The sequence below is a fragment of the Pseudomonas paraveronii genome (genome assembly GCF_963681955.1).
Lineage (GTDB): Bacteria > Pseudomonadota > Gammaproteobacteria > Pseudomonadales > Pseudomonadaceae > Aquipseudomonas > Aquipseudomonas paraveronii.
On record NZ_OY817130.1, the window covers coordinates 1,515,057 to 1,536,605 of the forward strand.

The 21,549-nt window shown below is 61.6% G+C and carries 20 protein-coding genes; 9 read left to right on the top strand and 11 right to left on the bottom strand.

All coding sequences use genetic code 11. The features are described 5' to 3' along the window. Positions 1-9 precede the first annotated feature (9 nt). The 6 genes from U5A08_RS06710 to U5A08_RS06735 form a co-directional block, all read right to left on the bottom strand. Positions 10-789, bottom strand: a complete 780-nt coding sequence (locus tag U5A08_RS06710) for a transporter substrate-binding domain-containing protein (protein ID WP_253393795.1) — start codon at positions 787-789, stop codon at positions 10-12. Between the two features lie 324 nt (positions 790-1,113). Beyond that, positions 1,114-3,555 (bottom strand): penicillin acylase family protein, encoded by a 2,442-nt coding sequence (locus tag U5A08_RS06715; RefSeq protein ID WP_321850879.1) that lies wholly within the window; start codon positions 3,553-3,555, stop codon positions 1,114-1,116. A gap of 102 nt (positions 3,556-3,657) precedes the next feature. After that, positions 3,658-3,858 carry an SEC-C metal-binding domain-containing protein gene (locus U5A08_RS06720; protein WP_003189235.1) on the bottom strand — a complete coding sequence of 67 codons (201 nt, stop codon included), beginning with the start codon at positions 3,856-3,858 and terminating at the stop codon, positions 3,658-3,660. Then, positions 3,855-4,337, bottom strand: coding sequence for an LEA/WHy family protein (locus U5A08_RS06725; protein WP_253393799.1), 483 nt, complete (start codon positions 4,335-4,337; stop codon positions 3,855-3,857). The genes U5A08_RS06720 and U5A08_RS06725 overlap by 4 nt, the downstream gene beginning before the upstream one ends. Positions 4,338-4,358: 21 nt before the next feature. Beyond that, a complete protein-coding gene (locus U5A08_RS06730) occupies positions 4,359-4,829 on the bottom strand; it encodes a YchJ family protein (RefSeq protein ID WP_253393801.1) in 471 nt (156 codons plus the stop codon). A 4-nt stretch (positions 4,830-4,833) separates the two neighbouring features. Beyond that, positions 4,834-5,331: a DUF6231 family protein gene (locus tag U5A08_RS06735; protein WP_253393803.1), complete on the bottom strand. Its 498-nt coding sequence runs from the start codon at positions 5,329-5,331 to the stop codon at positions 4,834-4,836. A gap of 190 nt (positions 5,332-5,521) precedes the next feature. Between U5A08_RS06735 and U5A08_RS06740 the strand changes: the two genes are divergently transcribed. Beyond that, the gene (locus U5A08_RS06740; RefSeq protein ID WP_253393805.1) at positions 5,522-6,217 is read left to right on the top strand and encodes a PA1041 family peptidoglycan-binding anchor lipoprotein; all 696 of its coding nucleotides are present in this window, start codon (positions 5,522-5,524) and stop codon (positions 6,215-6,217) included. Between the two features lie 171 nt (positions 6,218-6,388). Beyond that, the gene (locus U5A08_RS06745) at positions 6,389-7,147 is read left to right on the top strand and encodes a collagen-like protein (protein ID WP_253393808.1); all 759 of its coding nucleotides are present in this window, start codon (positions 6,389-6,391) and stop codon (positions 7,145-7,147) included. 102 nt (positions 7,148-7,249) lie between these two features. On the opposite strand, the gene U5A08_RS06750 is transcribed toward U5A08_RS06745, so the two are convergent. Then, positions 7,250-7,714 (bottom strand): CopD family protein, encoded by a 465-nt coding sequence (locus U5A08_RS06750; RefSeq protein ID WP_321850887.1) that lies wholly within the window; start codon positions 7,712-7,714, stop codon positions 7,250-7,252. 98 nt (positions 7,715-7,812) lie between these two features. On the opposite strand from U5A08_RS06750, the gene dinG reads away from it, so the two are divergent. From dinG to pdxH, 5 genes are all read left to right on the top strand, one after another. Next, complete coding sequence (dinG, locus tag U5A08_RS06755; RefSeq protein WP_321850889.1) at positions 7,813-9,957, top strand: ATP-dependent DNA helicase DinG; 2,145 nt, start codon at positions 7,813-7,815, stop codon at positions 9,955-9,957. 97 nt (positions 9,958-10,054) lie between these two features. After that, positions 10,055-12,352 carry a beta-galactosidase gene (locus tag U5A08_RS06760; RefSeq protein WP_321850891.1) on the top strand — a complete coding sequence of 766 codons (2,298 nt, stop codon included), beginning with the start codon at positions 10,055-10,057 and terminating at the stop codon, positions 12,350-12,352. Between the two features lie 82 nt (positions 12,353-12,434). Next, the gene (locus U5A08_RS06765) at positions 12,435-13,580 is read left to right on the top strand and encodes a serine hydrolase domain-containing protein (protein WP_321850893.1); all 1,146 of its coding nucleotides are present in this window, start codon (positions 12,435-12,437) and stop codon (positions 13,578-13,580) included. A gap of 142 nt (positions 13,581-13,722) precedes the next feature. Continuing rightward, positions 13,723-14,919: an OmpA family protein gene (locus U5A08_RS06770; protein ID WP_321850895.1), complete on the top strand. Its 1,197-nt coding sequence runs from the start codon at positions 13,723-13,725 to the stop codon at positions 14,917-14,919. Positions 14,920-14,946: 27 nt separating this feature from the next. Continuing rightward, entirely contained in the window at positions 14,947-15,594 is a 648-nt protein-coding gene (gene pdxH / locus U5A08_RS06775; protein WP_253393818.1) for a pyridoxamine 5'-phosphate oxidase, read from the top strand. 54 nt (positions 15,595-15,648) lie between these two features. On the opposite strand, the gene U5A08_RS06780 is transcribed toward pdxH, so the two are convergent. Continuing rightward, positions 15,649-15,891 carry a hypothetical protein gene (locus tag U5A08_RS06780; protein ID WP_253393819.1) on the bottom strand — a complete coding sequence of 81 codons (243 nt, stop codon included), beginning with the start codon at positions 15,889-15,891 and terminating at the stop codon, positions 15,649-15,651. A 157-nt stretch (positions 15,892-16,048) separates the two neighbouring features. Between U5A08_RS06780 and U5A08_RS06785 the strand changes: the two genes are divergently transcribed. Next, complete coding sequence (locus U5A08_RS06785) at positions 16,049-16,513, top strand: outer membrane lipoprotein (protein WP_003189251.1); 465 nt, start codon at positions 16,049-16,051, stop codon at positions 16,511-16,513. A 75-nt stretch (positions 16,514-16,588) separates the two neighbouring features. Here the strand turns inward: U5A08_RS06785 and nhaA are convergent, their stop codons facing one another. After that, entirely contained in the window at positions 16,589-17,764 is a 1,176-nt protein-coding gene (nhaA, locus tag U5A08_RS06790; RefSeq protein ID WP_253393820.1) for a Na+/H+ antiporter NhaA, read from the bottom strand. 215 nt (positions 17,765-17,979) lie between these two features. Between nhaA and U5A08_RS06795 the strand changes: the two genes are divergently transcribed. Next, positions 17,980-19,074 (top strand): PLP-dependent cysteine synthase family protein, encoded by a 1,095-nt coding sequence (locus tag U5A08_RS06795; protein WP_321850899.1) that lies wholly within the window; start codon positions 17,980-17,982, stop codon positions 19,072-19,074. Positions 19,075-19,132: 58 nt separating this feature from the next. Here U5A08_RS06795 and U5A08_RS06800 read toward each other — a convergent pair whose 3' ends face one another. Both U5A08_RS06800 and U5A08_RS06805 read right to left on the bottom strand, forming a co-directional pair. Further along, positions 19,133-20,746 (bottom strand): NAD(P)/FAD-dependent oxidoreductase, encoded by a 1,614-nt coding sequence (locus tag U5A08_RS06800; RefSeq protein WP_321850901.1) that lies wholly within the window; start codon positions 20,744-20,746, stop codon positions 19,133-19,135. 106 nt (positions 20,747-20,852) lie between these two features. After that, positions 20,853-21,524, bottom strand: a complete 672-nt coding sequence (locus U5A08_RS06805) for a COG3650 family protein (RefSeq protein ID WP_253393824.1) — start codon at positions 21,522-21,524, stop codon at positions 20,853-20,855. Positions 21,525-21,549: the final 25 nt, after the last annotated feature.

A 21,549-nucleotide genomic window follows, 5' to 3' on the forward strand; every position in this document is an offset into this window, starting at 1 on the left:
CCCCAGGCATTATTTGCCGCTGTACAGGTTCAGATCGCCAAAGTGTTTCTTCTGGATGCTGGCGTAGGTGCCATCATCGTGTAACGCTTTGATACCTTTATCCAAAAAGGCCTTCAGCTCGGTGTTACCTTTTTTGATACCGATCGCTGTTTTCGACGGCAGCAGTGGGTCGTCGATGGCCGCGCTGACTTCATAACCGGCACCGGCCGGCGACTTCAGAAAGCCCAGTTCAGCTTGCAGCATGTCCTGCACGGACGCGTCGAGACGGCCGGAGGTCAGGTCAGCGTACACCTGGTCCTGGTTGGCGTAGGCCTTGGTGGTCACACCGGCTTTATCCAATACGGCCTTGGCATAGGCTTCCTGGATGGTGCCTTGCTCGTAGCCCACGGTTTTGCCCTTGAGGGACTCAGGCGTCGAGTAACCGGCGCCCTTCTTGAAGACCAGCGAAGTCGGGCCGGAGAACAGCTCGTTGGAGAAGTCGATGGCCTTCATACGGGTTTCGGTGACGGTCATGGACGAAATCACGCCGTCGAATTTGTTGGCTTTGAGGCCTGGAATCATGCCGTCGAAGTCGCTTTCGACCCACTTGCACTTGACCTTCAGCTCGGCGCAGATCGCATTGCCCAGGTCGATGTCGAAGCCCACCAGGCTGCCGTCAGCGGCTTTGGACTCAAACGGTGCGTAGGACGGATCGACACCAAAACGCAATTCCTTGTATTCCTTGGCCAAGGCGGAACCAGCGGCCATGCACAGAGCCAGTGCAGAAAGGGTCAGCAATGCTTTTTTCATTATGTAATCCCTGGAAACCAAGATAAGCGCTTGTGGCGCGTTTAGGACTGTTACTGAACGGTGTCAGACGGATCACAAGTAGCAATTTCTGCACCATAGTTCCGAATGTCACTCCGAATGATCGTTTTAAAAGGTGGGAAGAGGGAGCTATTAGTGTAGGAGATGCCCGAAAGTGGGCATTGAAAATCGGCTGCACTATTTTGGATCGAGCGCAGATTAAAAAATGTGGGAGCAGGCTTGCCTGCGATGAAGCTGTGTCAGTTACCCTTTCAGTGACTGATCCGCCGCTATCGCAGGCAAGCCTGCTCCCACCTGTTGGTACGGTTATTTGCCGGGCGTGAGGGTCAACCTGGCTTTCCCATACACCTTGTCAAAGTTCTGCGGCTGCATCGGGAAGCTCAGGTATTGCGCCTTGAGCGACGGATTGATGCCATTGACGTAGTTCGGGCTGACCGGGTTGCCGGACTGGCCGATACCGCCCTGGCCCGTCATCGGTTCTGCCTGGCCGAAGTCGACAATCATGCGCAGTGCCGGCACTTGGGTGGTGTCGAAACTCTCTCCCCAGTTGTACGGGGCCGGGTTCAGGGTGTTGTGGTCACCGCCGCTGGCCAGCGGGCCGCGAATCACCTGGCCGTTGCGGTTCTTCCAGGTGGTGCTGTGCAGTTTGCCCCACTGCCAGGCCTTGTGATCGGCACCCAACTGGCTGTCGCCGGCAGTGATCGCGGCGGCTAGGCTGCGGGCGAGGATTGCCGGTTTGTCTTCTTTCTGCGGGGTGCGTATATCGTCCCAGAACGGGCTGTCTTCACGGCCCAGCAGGTGGTCGGCCTGGGCGGCGTAGGACAGGTTGGCGTTGCTGATAAAGGCTTTCCAAGTGGCGCTGTTTTCCGGGCCGAGTTCGTCGAGGAAGATCTGTTTGCTGCTTTCCTGCAGGAACAGCTCGTAAATCGCCGCGTCGGCGGACGTCGGCGCCAAGCGGCCGTCAAACGCCATCAGGCGATTCAGCGCTTCACGGGCCTTGGTCTGTTCGGCCGCGGGCAGCGCAGCGATCGCCTGTTTCAGCGGCTGCGCCATGCCCGGCGCCTGGAACATGTTCTTGAGCTTGGCGGCGAACGTGGTGGTCAGGTCGTATTGCATGGCGATCATGCTGCGGCTGTCATGCTTGCCGGCATTGGCCAGTTGCGCCAGGCGCTCACTGCGCTCCGGGGCATCCCACGAGTTGGACAGTTGCATGCCATAGCCGCGCGGCGCGGTGCGCTGGTTGGCGGTGCCGATCCAGCCTTGGGCCGGGTCCTGGTCATAGGGGTGCAGCATTGCGTCGGCGTAACCGTCCCAGTCAAAGCGTGCGTCCCAGCCCGGTGAGGGCAGCAGGCCTTCGCCTTCGCGGCGGTTGGGGAAGCGTCCGGTCACTTGCCAGCCGATGTTGCTCGCGTCGGCGAACACCATGTTCAAGGCGATGGCGCGGATTTCCCGGGTCGCGTCCGAGGCTTTGCCGGCGCTTTGCGCACGGGACAGGTCGAAGAACGCATCCAGGCTCTTGTCGTCCTTGAAGTCCGCCGTTTGCAGGGCCAGGCCCAGTCCCGTTGTCAGCGCCTGGCTACTGTTGAGCAGGGCGCCGTGGCGGGTTTCGTACACCACTTCGCGAATCGAGCGTTGGCCTTTGATGAAAAAGGTCTCGTTACGCACACCGGCCGGTAGCCATTTGCCGTTGCTTTCGTAGTACAGCGCGCTGCCCTGGCGTTTGACCTTTTCCAGGAACAGGTCCTGGGTGTCGCCCTTGACCGTGCTCATGCTCCACGCCACTTTGCCGTTGAAGCCGGACAACAGGGTCGGCAGGCCGGCAATCGAGGCGCCGACGGCCTGGTATTTCGGGGCGCGGATCTGTACGTAGTTCCATGGCGACGGGGCTTGCGGCTGGGCGGCGAGGTCGTTGGCCAGCAGGCTTTTGCCGCTGCGGCTGCGTTGCGGGCCAATCGCCCAGTTGCTCGAGGTGGTGATCGCCAGTGAGTTGAGGCTGCTCAGTTGCTGGCTGACCGTCTCTAGCCCAGCCAGGCCGGTGATCTGGCCCAGGTTCACGCCCTTGAGTTTGTCGGCTTCGGCCAGCGGGATCGGCTCATCCGGCGCACTTGGGGTGAGCCAGGCGAGTTTGTCGACGCCGACCTTTTGCCCCAGTACCAGGGATGACAATTCTTCCTGCAGGTTGGCCGACTCGCTGAAATTCAGCAGGCAGAACAACAGCGCCGAATCTTCCGGCTTCCAGTACTCGGGTTTGTAGCCGGTCTGGGCGAGGTCCGGTGGCAGCTTGTCGCGGTAGCGGAACAGGTAGGCGTTGACGCCACGGGCATACACTTCAAAGAAGCGCTTGAGCCGCGGCGACGAGGCGTTGTACAGCTCGCCGGCGCTTTTCTTGAGATTGACCGCGCGCATGAAACGGTCGACATCCAGCACCTCGGGGCCGGACATTTCCGCCAGGCGGCCTTGGGCCAACAAGCGCAACGTGACCATCTGCGTAATGCGGTCGCTGGCATGCACATAACCGAGGCTGAACAGCGCATCGTGGAAGGTGTTGCTTTCAATCAGCGGCATGCCCTGGGCATTGCGGCGTATCGAAACATTCTGCGCGAGGCCCTTGATCGGCTGTACGCCGGCAACGGGTGGTAGGGTGTCCTGGGTGCTCTGGAGCTGGCAACCAGCCAGGCTTAACGCACTGGCCACTGCCGCGGCAACGCCGAACCGGGGAAGAAAATGTGAGAGGGCTGGCGAGGCCATGGCAAAGCTCCTGCGGGGGGTGGCGTCAGTAAAGGCGCTACGTTAGTGAGCGCGGTGAAACGACGCAAGCAGGAGCTAAGGCTTATTTTCAGACGCCAGGTATCAAGCGCCGTGGCACTTCTTGAATTTCTTCTCGCTGCCGCATGGGCATGGATCGTTGCGGCCAACGTCCTTCAGGGCATTGCGCACCGGCTCCTGGTGAGCATGGCCGCAGTTCGGGCCGTGGACATGGCCGTGGTCGTGATCATGGTGATCGTGATCGTGGTTGCAGTCAGGACCATGGACATGGGGTTGTTGAGTCATCGATGTCGCTCCGGAATAAAATCGCCGGGGATTATCTCGCCATTGTGGTCCACGCGCACGTCATTACCGATGAATAATCCGGTTTTCAGTTCGCCTTCCAGCCGATAAGGCACGGGCCGGTCGGGGTTTTTCAGCATCTGCACCACATCACGGATCTGCGGCCAGAGGTTGGTGCGCACCGAGATCTTGAAAAAGGCGTGGCTACGCGGCGGCACGGTGAACCATTCGTTGGATTCGCCTTCGGTCAGCAGCAGGTTGCCCAGGCTGACCTTGTAGATCAGGCCGCGCACCGTCAGGTCGGCGTCGTCGCGGTTGTCCACGCGAAAATACAGCTTGAACTTCTGCTCCAGTAACTTGGCCCGTACCACTTCGACTTTCACCAGCGAGACGTGGGGCGGGGGCGTGTCGTCCTCGAACCACGAGGCACAGCCGCTCAAGCCAAGGGTCAACGCCAGCAACAAGCTGTAAGTCCGGAGCATGGCGTGATCCCTGTCAGGTGATTAGAGGTAGCTGGAGCAGCACTTCTTGAACTTCTGCCCGCTCCCGCAGAGGCACGCGTCATTGCGTCCGGCCTTCATCTCCACTGTCGGGTCGATGAAGTACCAGCGCCCCTCATTCTGTACGAAAGAAGACTGTTCGCGGTGGCTATGTTCGCCGGTGCTGTCATGCCAGCGTGCAGTAAAGGTCACGAACGCATGTTCCGGCTGGCCGCCGAACACCTCGGAGCTTTCCACCTCCAGGCCAAGCCAGGTGCTCTGGGCACTCCAGGCGGCAATGGCGTCACGGTCCAGGGCGGCCTGTTGCGCGGGCAGGGTGGTGGCCACCAGGTAGTCCACCAGGCCCAGCACGTAGGCGCTGTAGCGCGAACGCATCAGCGCGGTGGCGCACGGCGCCGGGTGGCCGGCGTGATAATGGCCGCAGCAGGCATCCAGCAGGTTGCCGCTGCCGCAGGGGCAAATGGCTGTCGTCATTGGGTTACCACCAATACTTTCCGAAGTTTTCCGGGTTGGCCCAAAAGCGGGCGTTGAGCCAGTCCGGCACCTGTTTATAGTCAAGCAGATCATAGGTAAACAGCGTCAGCACCTGCTCTTCGCGCTGGAAGCGCTCGCCGGCCTGCAGGGCCAGGGAGAAGAAGTCAGTGTCCTTCCAGTCGCAGGCTCCCAGGTCCACCAGCACCGCAATACGGCTGGCATTGAGATTGCGAATGCCGCCCAACAGGGTCAGGCCTTGTGGTTTTGACAGGTGCTCCAGGCAATCGACCACCAGCGCCAGGTCAAAACGCTGCGCCGCCAGTTCCGCCGGCAACGCGCCAGGCGCCGCGACGGACACCTGGGTCTCAGGGTGCGCCTTTTGAAAGGCTTCCAGTGCCGGGAACTGGCTGGCACCCAACAGCAACAGGCGTTTGGGCTGCTGTAAATCGAGCAAGGCAGCCAGAGCTTGCTGGGGGGTACGAGAAGAAATACCAGCGGTCATCAGAGATCCTCACATCAGGACCCTAGAGACTAGCGCGGCTGAGCGTGCGGGCCTAGAGCGGGTGGCTGAGAAAAGTCCCTCAAGTGCAGCCGTCCTCAATGAATACGGGGGTGTGGCGTACTGGCGCAGTTGAAAAGAGCGGTCTTTACTCCACCCATCGGCCCCCGCCGATCCCCCCAGGAGAAATCAGATGAGCATCATGCGGACAGCTCTACCCTTGGTTCTGCTAACCGGAGTATTGACAGGTTGCGCAGGTTTGCAAAAAACCGATTGGCCCACCTGCGCCGCCGTTGGCGGTGTGACCGGCGCGGCGATCGGTGCGACGGAAAGCTCAGCCTATGCCGGCTACGGCGCGTTGTTGGTCGGCGGCATGGCCGGTGCCTATTGCTGGGTACACGGCGATGGCGACGAAGACGGCGATGGCGTGCCGGACAGCCGTGACAAGTGCCCCGGTACGCCGAAAGGCGTGCAGGTCGATGCCAATGGTTGCCCACCTGCGCCACCCGCCGCGGTGGTTGAAGAGGTGGTTGTGGTCAAGGAAGAAACCATCGTGATTCGCGACGTCCACTTCCAGTTCGACTCGGCCAAGCTGACGGCGGCGGACAAAACCAAGCTCGACACCATCGCCACCCGCCTGAAACGCGAAGCCCCGAGCGCCCAGTTGCGCGTCAGTGGGCATACCGACAGCGTCGGCAAGGACGCCTACAATCAGAAACTCTCGGAAAAACGCGCCCACTCGGTGACGGAATACCTGATCGGCTCCGGCGTGCCTCGCAGTAACTTTGTATCGGTGACCGGTGCGGGCGAAAGCCATCCGGTGGCGGACAACAAAACCGCTGAAGGCCGTGCCCTGAACCGCCGCGTAGAAATCCAGATCAACCGCTGACAGCCCTTGCCCCTGTGGGATTCCGCAGGGGCATCGTTGGCGATCCTCGCTGAAACCGCCGCCTTCTCAAGTTTTTTGATCCTTCACTGGCAAATCGCCTGTAGAAGTCGTTACTGTGCGCCCAAAGAAAAATTTGCAATAACAAATTCCAAAACACTCAGGAGCCCCATGATGCGTAAGGTTTTTCTGTTGGCCCTGTTGGTCAGCCCCGTTGCCCTGGCCCAGAACGTCAGTGTCGAAACCAACTCGTTGATGCGCTTGCCCAACAGCACCAGCGTATTGCAACTGGAACGCCTGGACGTGGCGGACTACGGCACGTTGCTCATTCCCGCCACGATCAGCCAGGTCTCGGTGGATGAGTTGCACCTGGGCCGCGACGCACGCATCGCCATCGCTCCCGGTAACACCGCGCTGCAATTGCAGGTGCGTCAGGCGCAACTGGAGCACGGCAGCCAAATCACCTCGCGGGGTGCTCCCGGGACCCATGAAAAACCAGCCAAGGCCGGGCGTGACCTGACCTTGCGCATCAATGCCCTGACGGCGCAGGAACTGTCGGTGGATGCCCGTGGTGGCGCCGGCGCCCAAGGGTATGCCGGGTTGGATGGCGCCAACGGCGAAGACCCGGGTTGCACTTGGGGTTCCGCCGGGCGCGGCGCCAACGGCGATAACGGTGGCGACGGGTTGCCCGGCGCGGCGGGCGCGCAGGTGCGGGTCGAGCTGCCGCAGGACTTCCCGAGCGACAAGATCAAGGTCTGGGTCGATGGCGGCGCGGGCGGCTTGGCAGGGACGGCGGGCAAGCCTGGAAGGGGTGGGCAATCCAAGGGTTGCCTGGTGTACCGCGCCGATGGTGGTGACAAAGGCCGGCCAGGGCTGGAAGGGCAACCGGGGCCGGCGGGTCCTGCGGGAACTGTGACCATTCAGCGACTTTGAGTCGTTCGATCTGACGCCATCGGGAGCAAGCTCCCTCGCACATTTTGAATGCATTTCAAGTGTGGGAGGGAGCTTGCTCCCGATGGCCGTTTAAGGCGCGCCTCAGAACATCGGCCGAGCCGAAGCAATTGCGACCAGCACCAACCCCACGATCAGGTTAATGCCCACCAACTTGCGAATCTGCCCCAGTGCAGCCGCACCTGCCGGCCAATCCTCTGCCGCTACCGCTGTGCGCAATTCAGGGAGCTTCAACGCCTGGATGCGGATAAACAGCGCGGTCATCACCACATACAAACCCATCATCACCTGCACGTAACGCGGCGCGGTTTCAAACCCGCTGAAGCGCAGTTGCAGCAGGCCGACACCGCTGATCGGCAAAATCAGTACCGCCACCCAGACCCACACGAAAAAACGTTGAAACACATTTGCCCACAGCTTGAGCCGGGCAGGGCCCTCAAGCGCCGCCACAGCGGCGGGGCGCAGGATCATCCAGGCGAAAAACATGCCGCCGACCCAGATCAGGGCGGCCAATACATGCAGGGTGTAAACGAGGCTGAACACGGTCATTGCGGTACTCCGTTCTGCGCGGGATTAATTAGCGAGGTATGATAGCTGCCGATCCGAACCACTGAAAATTTATCCAGCGTTTTTGCGCCCGACTATTCATGATCAGCACTGAACTCAAAACCACGATCCAGGGCGCTTATTCGCGTTTTCTCGAAGCCAAGAGCTTGAAACCGCGCTACGGCCAACGCCTGATGATCGCCGAAGTGGCCAAGGTCCTCGGGGATATCGACACCGACGACGAAGGCCGGCGCAGCGGTGACCCCGCGATCGTGGCCGTCGAGGCCGGCACCGGCACCGGCAAGACCGTGGCCTACAGCCTGGCGGCGATTCCCACCGCCAAGGCCGCCGGCAAGCGCTTGGTGATCGCTACCGCCACCGTCGCCCTGCAGGAGCAGATCGTCTACAAAGACCTGCCCGATCTGATGCGCAACAGTGGCCTGAACTTCACCTTCGCCCTGGCCAAGGGCCGCGGCCGCTATATGTGCCTGTCCAAGCTCGACGTGCTGCTGCAGGAAGGCCACGCGCAAACCGCCACGGCGTCGCTGTTTGAAGAAGAAGGCTTCAAGATCGAAGTCGATGAAGTCAGCCAGAAGCTGTTTACCAGCATGATCGAAAAACTGGCCGGCAATAAATGGGACGGCGACCGCGACAGCTGGCCCACCGCCCTGGAAGACGCCGATTGGGCGCGCCTGACCACCGACCACAGTCAATGCACCAACCGACATTGCCCCAACTTCGGCCAGTGCGCCTTCTATAAAGCGCGCGAAGGCATGGGCAAGGTCGACGTGATCGTCACCAACCACGACATGGTCCTGGCCGACCTGGCCCTGGGCGGCGGCGCCGTGCTGCCGGACCCGCGCGACACCCTTTACGTATTCGACGAAGGCCACCACCTGCCCGACAAAGCCATCGGCCACTTCGCCCACTACACGCGCTTGCGCTCCACCGCCGACTGGTTGGAGACCACCGCCAAGAACCTCACCAAACTGCTGGCCCAGCATCCGCTGCCCGGCGATCTGGGCAAGCTGATCGAGCAGGTACCGGAGCTGGCGCGGGAGATCAAGACCCAGCAGCAGTTCATGTTCAGCGCCTGCGAGCAGGTCGCCGACTTCAAGCCCGGCGAAGACGTCGAAGGCCGCGAGCGCCCGCGCCATCGCTTTGTCGGCGGACTGATTCCCGAGCACATGCGCGAAATGGGCGTCGAGCTGAAGAAGGGCTTTTCGCGCCTGACCGACCTCTTCACCCGCCTGACCGACCTGCTCAAGGAAGGCATGGACGGCGAGGTCAACATCGGCATCGCCAGTAACCAGGCCGAGGAGTGGTACCCACTGTTCGGCAGCCTGTTGTCCCGTGCCCAGGGCAACTGGGAGTTGTGGACGGCTTTCACCGTCGAAGACCCGGAAGACAACCCGCCCATGGCGCGTTGGCTGACCCTGTCGGAAAGCGGTGCGCTGTTTGACATCGAGGTCAACGCCAGCCCGATCCTTGCGGCTGAAATGCTGCGGCGCAACCTGTGGAACGTGGCCTATGGTTGCCTGGTCACCTCGGCCACGCTGACCGCCCTGGGCACCTTCGACCGCTTCCGCATGCGTGCTGGCCTGCCGAAAAAGGCTGTCACCGCCGTGGTGCCGAGCCCGTTCCATCACGCCGATGCTGGCGTGCTGCGCGTCCCCGACCTCAAGGCCGACCCCCGGGATGCGCCGGCCCACACGGCGGCGATCATCCGTGACTTGCCGGAGCTGGTGGAAGGTTCGCGCGGCACACTGGTGCTGTTCTCGTCGCGCAAACAGATGCAGGACGTGTTCGACGGCCTTGACCGCGACTGGCGCAAGCAGGTGTTTATCCAAGGCAACCTGTCCAAGCAGGAAACCCTGAACAAGCACAAGGCGCGGGTCGATGGCGGAGATTCCAGCGTGCTGTTCGGCCTGGCGAGCTTTGCCGAAGGCGTGGATTTGCCCGGTGCCTACTGCGAACACGTGGTGATCGCCAAGATCCCGTTCTCGGTGCCGGATGATCCTGTCGAGGCCGCCCTGGCCGAGTGGATCGAAGCGCGCGGTGGCAACCCGTTCATGGAAATCTCGGTGCCGGATGCGTCCCTGAAGCTGGTGCAGGCCTGCGGGCGCTTGCTGCGTACCGAAGAAGACCGGGGCACCATCACCTTGCTCGATCGTCGCCTGGTCACCCAGCGCTATGGCAAGGCTATCTTGAATGCCTTGCCGCCGTTCCGGCGCGAAATTTCTTAAGCCTCAGTGGGCGAATTCGCCCACTTCGTGGTCTATCTCACTGCCTCGCTCTATGTCATCAGGCCATTTATCGGCCGTTTGGGAGAACCTTGCTCGTATGATTCGCACGCTGCCTGCCCTTTTTGCCCTGCTGTTCGCCGCGCCCCTGTTGGCCGCGCCCGCCGGGCAACAAACGCTGTTCAACTTCGTCCGGCCTGCCGATGTGGTCAAGGTGGCGACCCAGGACGCCAGCCTGCCGCAATACAACGCCGAACAAACCCCTGAAGGCGAAGTGCTGCGCCGCATCACCTTCAACCCAGCCGCCGAACCGAGCCTGGTGCTCAGCCCGCAGACCGGCGCCTGGGACTGGTCGCAATCCAGCGCCATGAGCCTGCGTATCCAGAGCGCCATGGACTGGGCGCTGACCCTGTACGTCAAGGTGCAGAGCAATGACGGCAAGACCCTGGTCAGCCGCATCGACTTGCCAGCCGGTCCAGCCCAGACCCTGTTGATCCCCCTGCAAGCCAACTCGCCGTTGAGCCAGGGCATGAAGGCCGGCCCGCCGATGCCGATCAGCGTCGACGGCCAGCGCGTGTTGCTGGCCAGCAGTGCCGGGGAAATCGACCGCAGCCAGGTGGTGTCGGTGACCCTGTCGATGATCAAGCCGAATGTCGCCCAAAGCATTCTGCTGGAGCGCTTTGGCGTGCAGGACAGCGAGCCGGTGCTCAAGGCGGCCTATAGCGAACTGGTGGACGCCTATGGCCAGTCCACCCGCGCGCGCTGGCCGGAAAAGGTCAGCAGCGACGAGCAGCTCAAGGCCGCCGCCGCCAAGGAGCAGCAACAACTCAAGGTTTGGTTGGCCGAGCGGGATAAGTCCTCCCTGGACCAGTACGGCGGTTGGAACAAAGGCCCGGCGTTCGACGCCAGCGGCTTTTTCCACACCGAGAAGCGCGACGGTCGCTGGTATTTGGTGACGCCTGAGGGGCATCCGTTCTATTCCCTGGGCGTCAACACCGTGGCGTCGGATAACAACCCGACCTACGTGGCGGGTCGTGAATGGATGTTCGCGGCGCTGCCCAAGGCCGGGGAACCCTTTGACAAGTACTACGGCAGCGGCGACAACCGCACCGGTAACGGCGCCGGCGAAGGGCGTAGCTTTGGTGCGGGGCGTTGGTACGATTTCTACCGCGCCAACCTGCAGCGCACGTATGACACTGACGGTTTCGACCAGAAGCGCTGGGTCAGCCACACCCTCGACCGCCTGCAGGCCTGGGGTTTCAATACTGTGGGCAACTGGAGTGCTGCGCAACTGGCCAGCGCGGACCGCGTGCCGTACACCTTGCCGCTGTCGATCGTCGGCGATTACGCCAGCATCAGTACCGGCACCGACTGGTGGGGCGGCATGCCCGACCCGTTCGACCCGCGTTTCGCCATGGCCACCGAGCGCGCCGTGGCCATCGCCGCCCGTGATCACCGCGACGATCCTTGGCTGATCGGTTTTTTTGCCGATAACGAACTGGCCTGGGCCGGTCCCGGTGACGATGCAAAATCCCGCTACGCCTTGGCCTACGGCACCCTGCGCATGACCACCGACGTACCCGCCAAGCGTGCGTTCCTCAAGCAATTGCGCGACAAATACCGCAACGAAGAAGGCCTGTCGAAAGCCTGGGGCATCCACCTGGCGGGCTGGGAGTTGATGGAAGACCCGGGCTTCGAGCCGCCGATGCCCAACCCTGAGCATCCGGAAATCGAAGCCGACTTCAAATACTTCCAGAAGACCTTTGCAGATACCTACTTCAAGACCATCTCCGATGCGCTCAAGTGGCACGCGCCCAACCAGTTGCTGCTGGGCGGGCGTTACGCGGTGAGTACTCCGGAAGCGGTGGCGTCCTGCGCGCAGTATTGCGACGTGTTGAGCTTCAACATGTACACCCTCAAACCTCAGGACGGCTACGACTTCGCCGCCTTGCGCGCACTGGACAAACCGGTGTTGATCACCGAGTTCAACTTCGGCTCGGCTGACCGCGGCCCGTTTTGGGGCGGTGTAACGCAGCTGGCCAGGGAAGAGGATCGCGGCACCGCGTATGCCAACTTCCTCAAGCAGGCCATGGCCGAGCCGTCGATTGTCGGTGTGCACTGGTTCCAGTATCTGGACCAGCCGGTGACCGGTCGCTTGCTGGACGGCGAAAACGGCCATTTCGGTCTGGTCGGTATGACCGATGTGCCGTTCCAGGGCTTTGTCGACAGTGTGCGTAGAAGCAACCTGGCGGCGGTCGACCAACTGGGCAAGGAGGCCGAAAAAGCCAAGGCGGCCCGTGCGGTTCGCGAGCATGAAGGGAGCAAACCGGGGCATGACGGCAAAGGTACGGGGCAGGGCGCCGGACATGCCGGTGGGCATTCCGGAAATGGTCATTGATTCAGCGTTGACGGGTTCACAAATCCTACAAGGGCTGGAACAATGTCGGCCACTTTTTACAGCGTTTTCCGAGGGGGCTTAGGTGCAGGTTCAGGGTCATTACGAGCTCCAGTTCGAAGCGGTACGTGAAGCGTTCGCCGCGTTGTTCGATGACCCGCAAGAGCGTGGTGCGGCGCTGTGCATCCAGATCGGCGGGGAAACCGTGGTCGACCTGTGGGCCGGCACCGCCGATAAGGATGGGGCGCAAGCGTGGCACAGCGACACCATTGTCAACCTGTTCTCCTGCACCAAAACTTTCACCGCCGTCGCGGCCCTGCAATTGGTGGCCGAAGGCAAGCTGCAACTGGATGCGCCAGTGGCCAACTACTGGCCGGCGTTTGCCGCGGCCGGTAAAGAAGCCATCACCTTGCGCCAGTTGCTCTGCCACCAGGCTGGGTTGCCGGCGATCCGTGAAATGCTGCCCGCCGAAGCGCTGTACGACTGGCCATTGATGGTCGACACTTTGGCGGCCGAAGCCCCGTGGTGGACGCCGGGCCAGGGCCACGGCTACGAGGCGATCACCTATGGCTGGTTGGTCGGGGAATTGCTGCGCCGTGCCGACGGACGCGGGCCGGGCGAGTCCATCGTGGCGCGGGTTGCACGCCCGTTGGGGCTGGACTTTCATGTGGGCCTGGCGGACGAAGAATTTTATCGCGTGGCCCATATAGCGCGCGGCAAAGGCAACATGGGCGATGAAGCCGCGCAACGTTTACTGCAAGTAATGATGCGAGAACCTGAGGCCATGACGACGCGGGCATTTGCCAATCCGCCGTCTATTCTGACCAGTACTAATAAACCGGAATGGCGGCGTATGCAGCAGCCAGCGGCGAATGGTCACGGTAATGCGCGCAGCCTGGCGGGTTTTTATAGTGGTTTATTGGACGGTAGTTTGCTGGAAAGCGACATGCTCGAACAGTTGACCCGTGAACACAGTATCGGGCCCGATAAAACCTTATTGACCCAAACCCGTTTCGGCCTGGGCTGCATGTTGGATCAACCGCAACTGCCGAATGCGACCTTCGGCCTTGGCCCGCGTGCATTTGGACATCCAGGTGCGGGTGGTTCGGTGGGGTTTGCCGACCCTGAACATGATGTAGCGTTCGGTTTTGCGACTAATACATTGGGACCCTATGTACTTATGGACCCGCGGGCGCAGAAGTTGGTCAGAATATTGGCCGGTTGTCTGTAAACCCCTTGCTGTTTCACGTTTTTTTGTTACAAATGCAAGTATAAGAAGGCGCGAAGCGAAATATTGTAACTTTAATGTTCCGGACGCGTCTGTTTAACGGGTCGTTCAGACCCCCGGTTTTTTCTCATTTTGTGGATATCTCATGTTATCGAACAAGTCCTTGGCACTGGCGCTGTGCCTCACTATTACTGGCTGCGCACAAACACCACAAAATGATGCTGAGGGCGGGCATTGGTGGTCATTTGGATCTGACAAGGCTGCTACCAAGGACGCAGTGACCCAAACCGACGTCAAACCGGACGCCAAACTCGCCGCCGGGGCCAAGCCTGCTGCACCGCTAGCTGCTGCCAGCGTCAAGCCTGCCGCGCCGGTAGCCGCCGCTCCTGCTCCAGCCCCGGTGGCCAAAGCGGATACCGGCTCCAGTTGGTGGCCGTTCTCCTCCAAGAGCGCCGACGAAAAGGCCGCCGATGCCAAGGCTGACCTGAAGGCCGACCTTAAGGCTGCAACCCCGGCGCCAGCTGCTCCTGCTGCCGCCGTCGTCGCCAAGACCGACTCCGAAACCCATTGGTGGTGGCCGTTCGAAAGCACGTCCAAGCCTAAGCCATTGGCCAAGGTCGACGTGACCAATGTGCCGATGCCCGACCCGAAAATTACCCAAGCCTGGCTGGACGACTATGAGCCGCGCCTGCGCGCCGCCATCAAGGACAGCAACCTGCAACTGGAACGTCGCGACAACGTACTGGTGGTGATTGCCCCGGTAGACGGTTCCTACAACCCGAAACGCCCGACGATGTTGCTGCCGGTTACCCTTGGCCCGTTCACTCGCGTCGCCAAGGCTGTTGAGGCTGACCCGAAGACCGCCGTACTGGTCCTCGGTCACGTTGACGCCACCGGCAGCGCTCCGGCGAGCCAGGCGTTGACCAAAGAGCGCGCGGTGTCCATCGCATCGATTTTCAGTCTCAGCGGCCTCAAGCAAGACCGTCTGATGTTGCGCGGTATGGGCGACATGATGCCACGTGCCGCCAACGACAGTACCCAGGGCCGTGCGCTGAATCGTCGCATGGAAATTATGTTTACTCAGCGTACAACTATGTTGGCCTTGCTGAGCAAGTACAACTCGGGCAAGACGCTGCCTGTGGCTGAAATGGTTGCCGTGCAGGACGTTCCCGCGCCGGCCGCAGCCGCAAAAGCCCCAGCGAAAAAGGCGGTCGCGAAGAAATCCGCAGCTAAGCCAGCCGCGAAAAAGGCCCCGGCCAAGCCAGCTGCCAAGAAACCAGCACCGGCCAAAGCCAAAGCCAAGGCTGCTGCACCGGTTGTGAACGACCAGGCAAAAAACTGATCCGTTGAACCAGAAGGATAAAGTCGCATGACCCAGGCAGTGGCGGATATGCGCCGTGACTACACACGGGATGGTTTGAGCGAGGCCCAGGCCCCGAGCGAGCCGTTCGCCTTGTTCCACCAATGGTTTGGCGATGCGGTGAAGACCGAGCAGCCGCCGGTGGAGGCCAATGCGATGACCCTGGCCACGGTCGATGAGGACGGTCGCCCGCACTGTCGCATCCTGCTGCTCAAGGGCCTGGATGCACAGGGCTTTACCTTCTTCACCAACTATCAGAGCGCCAAGGGCGATCAGCTCGCGACGCAGCCTTTCGCGGCCATGACCTTTTTCTGGCCGACCCTGGAGCGCCAGGTGCGCATCGAGGGCCGGGTGGTCAAGGTCACGCCCGAAGAGTCGGACGCCTATTTCCAGGTGCGCCCCTTGGGTAGCCGCCTGGGCGCGTGGGCCTCTCCGCAGAGCAAGGTCATCCGTGACCGCGAAGAATTGCACGACTTGCTCAAGGTCACCGAAGAGCGCTTCAGCGACACTCAGCCGCACTGCCCCGAGCACTGGGGCGGCTATCGCTTGTTGCCCGAGCGCATCGAGTTCTGGCAAGGCCGCGCTAGCCGTCTGCATGACCGCCTGAACTACCGCTTGCAAGGGGCCGACTGGACCCGTGAGCGTCTGGCACCCTGATCGTCGTCTTTCGTCACCCCACCTGACTGTTGTTTGTCACCCCGAAGCCTCTCTTCAAGAGGCCTCGGGCGTATACTGCTGCGCCGCGTTTTTCAACCAGGCCGGCAAATCGCGGCGGTTGATCTTCAGGGTGCGGGCTTTTTCCAGTTGTTGCAGCATAAACGCCCGCTTGTGCAGGTCGCTGCCCGCCAGGGAGAGCGCCAGGTCGCGGTCGATCCAGCGTCGGATGCGCAGGTACAACCAGCCATGAAAATACAAGCCGGCTACGGTAGTGACTACAATGATGAAATAATCCATGAGCGTCCTGTTTACGAAATGAGTGCTACCGTTTGTCGAGTCTTCTGGTGCTGGCACTCTGTACTAGGGCTGAATGAAAGCAATTTTCTGCGGGGCTTGCCGTGACAGGCGTCAAGCCGCAGCGTCTAATGAACACCTGTCCTTTGGAGTTGATGCTATGCGTAAGTCCGTTTTACTAGTTGCCTGCTTTACTACCCTGTCGTTGTTGTTGGGTGGCTGCGCCTCGAGTCTGACCGGCGACTCGTACTCCCGTGACGAAGCGCGTCGTGTGCAGACCGTTCGCATGGGCACCATTGAATCCCTGCGTCCGGTGAAAATCGAAGGCACCAAGACCCCAATCGGCGGCGCGGCCGGTGCCGTCATTGGCGGCGTGGGCGGCAGCGCCATCGGCGGCGGCCGTGGCAGTATCGTGACCGCCGTGATCGGCGCCGTCGCCGGCGGCCTGTTGGGTTCGGCCACCGAAGAAGGCCTGACCCGCACCCAGGGCGTGGAAATCACCGTTCGCGAAGACGACGGCAGCATGCGCGCCTACGTGCAGGCCGTGCAGGAAAATGAAATCTTCCGCATCGGTGATCGCGTGCGCATCATGACCGTTGATGGTACCAGCCGCGTGACTCGCTAAGCGTTAAGCCGCGAGCAAAGAAAAACCCCAGCCGGGTGACCGGCTGGGGTTTTTTGTGTGCGGTGTTTGCGCGGGTCAGGCTTTCTTGCGACTCGCCATTGCCGTCACCGCATAACCGATACACGCCGCGAGTATCGACCCGGTCAGAATCCCCATTCGATCCTCCCCGGCAAACTCACTGGCGCCCGGCACGAACGCCAGTGAACCGACAAACAGGCTCATGGTAAAGCCGATGCCGCACAGGATCGCGACGCCGAACACCTGACCCCAGTTGGCGCCGCTGGGCAGCGCGGCGAGGCCGGTCTTGATGGCCAGCCAGGTGAGGCCGAATACGCCGATAGTCTTGCCGATCAACAGGCCGGCGGCGATACCCAGGGGCACGTGGTGGGTGAAGCTCTCGAGGCTGACCCCGGTCAGGGACACACCGGCGTTGGCAAACGCGAACAGCGGCAGGATGCAGTAGGCCACCCACGGATGGAGGGCATGTTCGAGCGTCAACAGCGGAGAGGTTTCGGCGTTTTTGGTGCGCATCGGTATGCAGAACGCCAGGGTCACGCCGGCCAGGGTGGCATGCACGCCACTTTTCAGCACGCAGACCCACAGGATCAGGCCGATGATCAGGTAAGGCCCGAGCTTGATCACGCCCAGCCGGTTCATCGCAATCAAGGCAATCAAACAGGCGCCTGCGCCCGCCAGGGCTGCGCCGGACAGATCGCTGGAATAGAACACGGCGATCACGATGATAGCGCCCAGGTCATCGATAATGGCCAGGGTCATCAGGAACAGTTTCAGCGACACCGGCACGCGCTTGCCCAGCAGCGCCAGGACGCCCAATGCGAAGGCGATATCGGTGGCCATGGGGATTGCCCAGCCGGAAAGCGCCGCAGGGTAATCCTTGTTGATTGCCCAGTAGATCAGTGCCGGCACCACCATGCCGCCGATCGCCGCAGCGCCTGGCAGGACGACTTGCGAGGGCTTGGACAGGTGGCCGTCGAGCAACTCGCGCTTGACCTCCAGGCCGATCAGCAGGAAGAACAGGGCCATCAGGCCGTCATTGATCCACAACAACGCGGGCTTGGCGATCTTCAGCGCGCCAATCTGCGCCACTACGGGCACGTCGAGAAACGCGCTGTAGAGGTGCGACAACGGTGAGTTGTTGACGATCAGCGCCAAGGCGGCTGCGGCGATCAACAACAGACCGCTGGCGGCTTCCAGCTGGAAAAAACGGGTGAACGTGCTACGCAGAGCCAAGGTGTGCTCTCCAATCCGGATTCAATAGGTGCGTACCCTAACCCGTACCGTTAGTTGTTAAAACAAAAGTTATATTCTTATTTGTTATAAGAATGGGGCGTGGTCGGGGTTGCGCCAGAGCCTAGCAATTGTGTGTCCAATTGAGTCGTTACTGTATCTGTGTGAGGTGTAGGAAACATCCTAAGATTGCGACTGAAATCCTTAGAGATTCCCTCATGAGCGACCACCGTCCCTGGGCCCGCGAAGCCATTCATATTATTGAAGCAGACTTCCAGCGCAGCGCCGACACCCACCTGATCCCTTTAGCGCTGCCGGGCTTGCCGGGTATCGAATTGTACTTCAAGGATGAGTCCAGCCATCCCACCGGCAGCCTGAAACACCGGCTGGCGCGCTCGCTGTTCCTGTATGCGCTGTGCAATGGCTGGCTGAAACCGGGGGCGCCGGTAATCGAAGCCTCCAGCGGTTCGACGGCGATCTCCGAAGCCTACTTCGCACGCTTGCTCGGCCTGCCGTTTATCGCGGTGATGCCAGCCACCACGTCCAAGGAAAAGATCGCCCAGATCGCCTTCTATGGTGGCAAGAGTCATCTGGTACAAGATCCGACGCAGATCTACGCCGAATCCGAACGCCTCGCGCAGGAAAGTGGTGGTCACTTCATGGACCAGTTCACCTACGCCGAACGCGCCACCGACTGGCGGGCGAATAACAACATCGCCGAGTCGATCTTCCAGCAGATGCGCTTCGAGCGTCATCCCGAGCCGAGCTGGCTGATTTCCAGCCCCGGCACGGGCGGTACCACCGCGACTCTGGGGCGTTATGTGCGTTATCGCCAGCATTGCACCCGCGTATTGTGTGCCGATGCCGAGCGCTCGGTGTTCTTTGACTACTACCTGAGCGGCGATGCCGGCTTGCGCCTGGAGTGCGGCTCGCGAATCGAAGGCATTGGCCGACCGCGGGTCGAAGCGTCGTTTTTGCCCAAGGTCATCGATGCGATGGTCAAGGTGCCGGATGCGCTGTCGCTGGCGGCCATGCATTACCTGGCCGAGCGGCTGGGGCGACGGGTCGGCGGGTCCAGCGGGACCAACCTGATCGGTGCCTTGATGGCGGCGCAGCAGATGAAAGCGGCGGGGGAGTCGGGGTCGATCGTGGCGATCTTGTGTGACGGGGGCGAGCGGTATGCCACCACCTATTACGATCAGGCGTGGCTGGCGGGGCAGGGGTATGAACTGCCGGGGTTGATCGCTGCGGTGGCGGCCAGCGTCGAGCGCGGTGAGCCGCTGCCCGATAACATCCTGCGCGCGAATATCTGACACGCCACGAAAAACACCGTGGGAGCGCGCTTGCTCCCACATCTGGATGGCGGTTTTTTCAGGCCTCGATACCCAACATATCCCGCGCCAACGCCTCGGCAATCCGAATGCCGTCGACACCCGCCGACAGAATCCCACCGGCATAACCGGCGCCTTCACCGGCCGGGAACAGGCCTTTGACGTTCAAGCTCTGCATCGATTCGTTACGGGTAATCCGCAATGGCGATGAGGTGCGCGTCTCGATACCGGTCAAGACTGCATCGTGCAGCGAGTAGCCCTTGATCTGCTTCTCGAACGCCGGCAAGGCTTCACGGATCGCTTCGATGGCGAAGTCCGGCAGCGCCAGGGCCAGGTCGCCCATGGACACCCCAGGTTTGTAGGACGGCTCCACGCTGCCGATGGCCGTGGACGGTTTGCCAGCGATAAAGTCGCCCACCAGTTGCGCCGGGGCCTCGTAATTGCTGCCGCCGAGGATGTAGGCGTGGGACTCCAGGCGCTCCTGCAGCTCGATGCCGGCGAGCGGGCCGCCCGGGTAATCGACCTCAGGCGTGATGCCGACCACGATGCCGGAGTTGGCGTTGCGTTCGTTGCGCGAGTACTGGCTCATGCCGTTGGTCACCACGCGATGCAGCTCGGAAGTCGCGGCCACCACGGTGCCGCCGGGGCACATGCAGAAGCTGTAGACCGAGCGGCCATTCTTGGCGTGGTAGACCAGTTTGTAGTCGGCGGCGCCGAGTTTCGGGTGCCCGGCGTATTTGCCCAGGCGCGCGGCATCGATCAGCGACTGCGGGTGTTCGATACGGAAACCCACGGAAAACGGCTTGGCTTCCATGTACACGCCACGGCCGTGGAGCATGCGGAAGGTATCGCGGGCGCTGTGGCCGAGGGCGAGGATCACGTGCTTGGAGAGGACCTGCTCGCCGCCATCGAGGACCACGCCGTTCAGTTGACCGTCTTCGATCAACACGTCGGTCACCCGTTGCTCGAAGCGCACTTCACCGCCCAGGGCGATGATTTGCTCGCGCATGTTTTCCACCACGCCGGTCAGACGGAACGTACCGATGTGCGGCTTGCTGACGTAGAGGATTTCTTCCGGTGCGCCGGCCTTGACGAACTCGTGCAGCACTTTGCGCCCGTGGAATTTCGGGTCTTTGATCTGGCTGTAGAGCTTGCCATCGGAAAAGGTCCCGGCGCCGCCCTCACCGAATTGCACGTTGGACTCCGGGTTGAGCACACTTTTGCGCCACAGGCCCCAGGTGTCCTTGGTGCGCTGGCGCACTTCCTTGCCGCGTTCCAGGATGATCGGCTTGAAGCCCATCTGCGCCAGCAGCAGCCCGGCGAAAATCCCGCACGGGCCAAAACCGACGACGACCGGACGTTCAGCCAGGTCCGCAGGCGCCTGGCCCACTACCTTGTAGCTGACGTCCGGCGCCGGGTTGATGTTGCGGTCATCGGCAAACTTGAGCAGCAGGGCGGCTTCACCCTTCACGGTCACGTCGACGGTGTAGATGAAGCACAGCTCCGAGGATTTTTTGCGGGCGTCATAGCTGCGCTTGAACAGGGTGAAATCGAGCAGGTCATCACTGGCGATGCCCAGGCGCTGCACAATGGCGGGCCGCAGGTCTTCTTCGGGATGGTCGATGGGCAGCTTGAGTTCGGTGATTCGTAACATGACAGGGTCCGGTGTGCGGCGTTTGGTGGGGCCGGCGGTTTTGCAAACCGGTGATTATAAGCCCCAAGCGCAGTTTGCCGTCATGTTAAAACATCACAGGAGCAAATCAATCGTCCCGCGAACCACCGAAAGCCGCGCAGCCACGCTGGACTTGACCGTTGACCCGCAACTCGGCGGTCATGTGTTGCAGGCTGCCGCTGGCACTGTCGACACAGCGCTGCGGGGCTACCCACAGTTCGATGTGCTGGTTATTGGCTTCGGTCATCAGGTTGAAACGCCCGTCACCCAGTTGTTCCTCGACATAGGGAACCGGCAGCGGTGGCTGGCCTTCGCGCTCCAGCACCATGCCTTTGGCGGTGACGTTCAGCGCCCAGGCCGGCTTGTGGCCGTTGGCGCGCAGAATCGTGCGCTTGAAGTCGGGATCATCGCAGGCCGAGACGGAGCGCTCGACGCGGTACAGCTGTTGCAGCTCCACTTCGCCCTGGGTGCCGGTGGCGACGCCGGAGAACTTGCCGCGCAGGTCGGCAAACAGCACGCCTTGCTGGCCGGCCAGGGAGGCGGCTTCCTGCAGGATGCTGGTGCCGCCGGTATCCTTGACCACGTAGTTGCGCTGGTCTTGGCACGGTTGGAACAACAGCTTGCCTGCGACAGCCGTGAGTTCGCCCTGCATGCGGGTCAGCCCGACGGTGGACGGTTTGGCCGGCTCGCTTTCGAACAACTGGCAGGCGGTGAACAGCGGGAGCAAGGCAAACAGCATGAGGGTACGGGCGGCACGCATTATCGGGTCTCCTGACAAGTGCCGC

Coding starts and splice junctions, on each gene's coding strand:
- dinG (WP_321850889.1), top strand. CDS start 7,813: ATGATCAGCACTGAACTCAAAACCACGATCCAGGGCGCTTATTCGCGT.
- U5A08_RS06735 (WP_253393803.1), bottom strand. CDS start 5,331: ATGACCGCTGGTATTTCTTCTCGTACCCCCCAGCAAGCTCTGGCTGCC.
- U5A08_RS06725 (WP_253393799.1), bottom strand. CDS start 4,337: ATGCTCCGGACTTACAGCTTGTTGCTGGCGTTGACCCTTGGCTTGAGC.
- U5A08_RS06770 (WP_321850895.1), top strand. CDS start 13,723: ATGTTATCGAACAAGTCCTTGGCACTGGCGCTGTGCCTCACTATTACT.
- U5A08_RS06805 (WP_253393824.1), bottom strand. CDS start 21,524: ATGCGTGCCGCCCGTACCCTCATGCTGTTTGCCTTGCTCCCGCTGTTC.
- U5A08_RS06730 (WP_253393801.1), bottom strand. CDS start 4,829: ATGACGACAGCCATTTGCCCCTGCGGCAGCGGCAACCTGCTGGATGCC.
- U5A08_RS06740 (WP_253393805.1), top strand. CDS start 5,522: ATGAGCATCATGCGGACAGCTCTACCCTTGGTTCTGCTAACCGGAGTA.
- U5A08_RS06720 (WP_003189235.1), bottom strand. CDS start 3,858: ATGACTCAACAACCCCATGTCCATGGTCCTGACTGCAACCACGATCAC.
- U5A08_RS06795 (WP_321850899.1), top strand. CDS start 17,980: ATGAGCGACCACCGTCCCTGGGCCCGCGAAGCCATTCATATTATTGAA.
- U5A08_RS06800 (WP_321850901.1), bottom strand. CDS start 20,746: ATGTTACGAATCACCGAACTCAAGCTGCCCATCGACCATCCCGAAGAA.
- U5A08_RS06715 (WP_321850879.1), bottom strand. CDS start 3,555: ATGGCCTCGCCAGCCCTCTCACATTTTCTTCCCCGGTTCGGCGTTGCC.
- U5A08_RS06745 (WP_253393808.1), top strand. CDS start 6,389: ATGCGTAAGGTTTTTCTGTTGGCCCTGTTGGTCAGCCCCGTTGCCCTG.
- pdxH (WP_253393818.1), top strand. CDS start 14,947: ATGACCCAGGCAGTGGCGGATATGCGCCGTGACTACACACGGGATGGT.
- U5A08_RS06780 (WP_253393819.1), bottom strand. CDS start 15,891: ATGGATTATTTCATCATTGTAGTCACTACCGTAGCCGGCTTGTATTTT.
- U5A08_RS06710 (WP_253393795.1), bottom strand. CDS start 789: ATGAAAAAAGCATTGCTGACCCTTTCTGCACTGGCTCTGTGCATGGCC.
- U5A08_RS06785 (WP_003189251.1), top strand. CDS start 16,049: ATGCGTAAGTCCGTTTTACTAGTTGCCTGCTTTACTACCCTGTCGTTG.
- U5A08_RS06760 (WP_321850891.1), top strand. CDS start 10,055: ATGATTCGCACGCTGCCTGCCCTTTTTGCCCTGCTGTTCGCCGCGCCC.
- U5A08_RS06750 (WP_321850887.1), bottom strand. CDS start 7,714: ATGACCGTGTTCAGCCTCGTTTACACCCTGCATGTATTGGCCGCCCTG.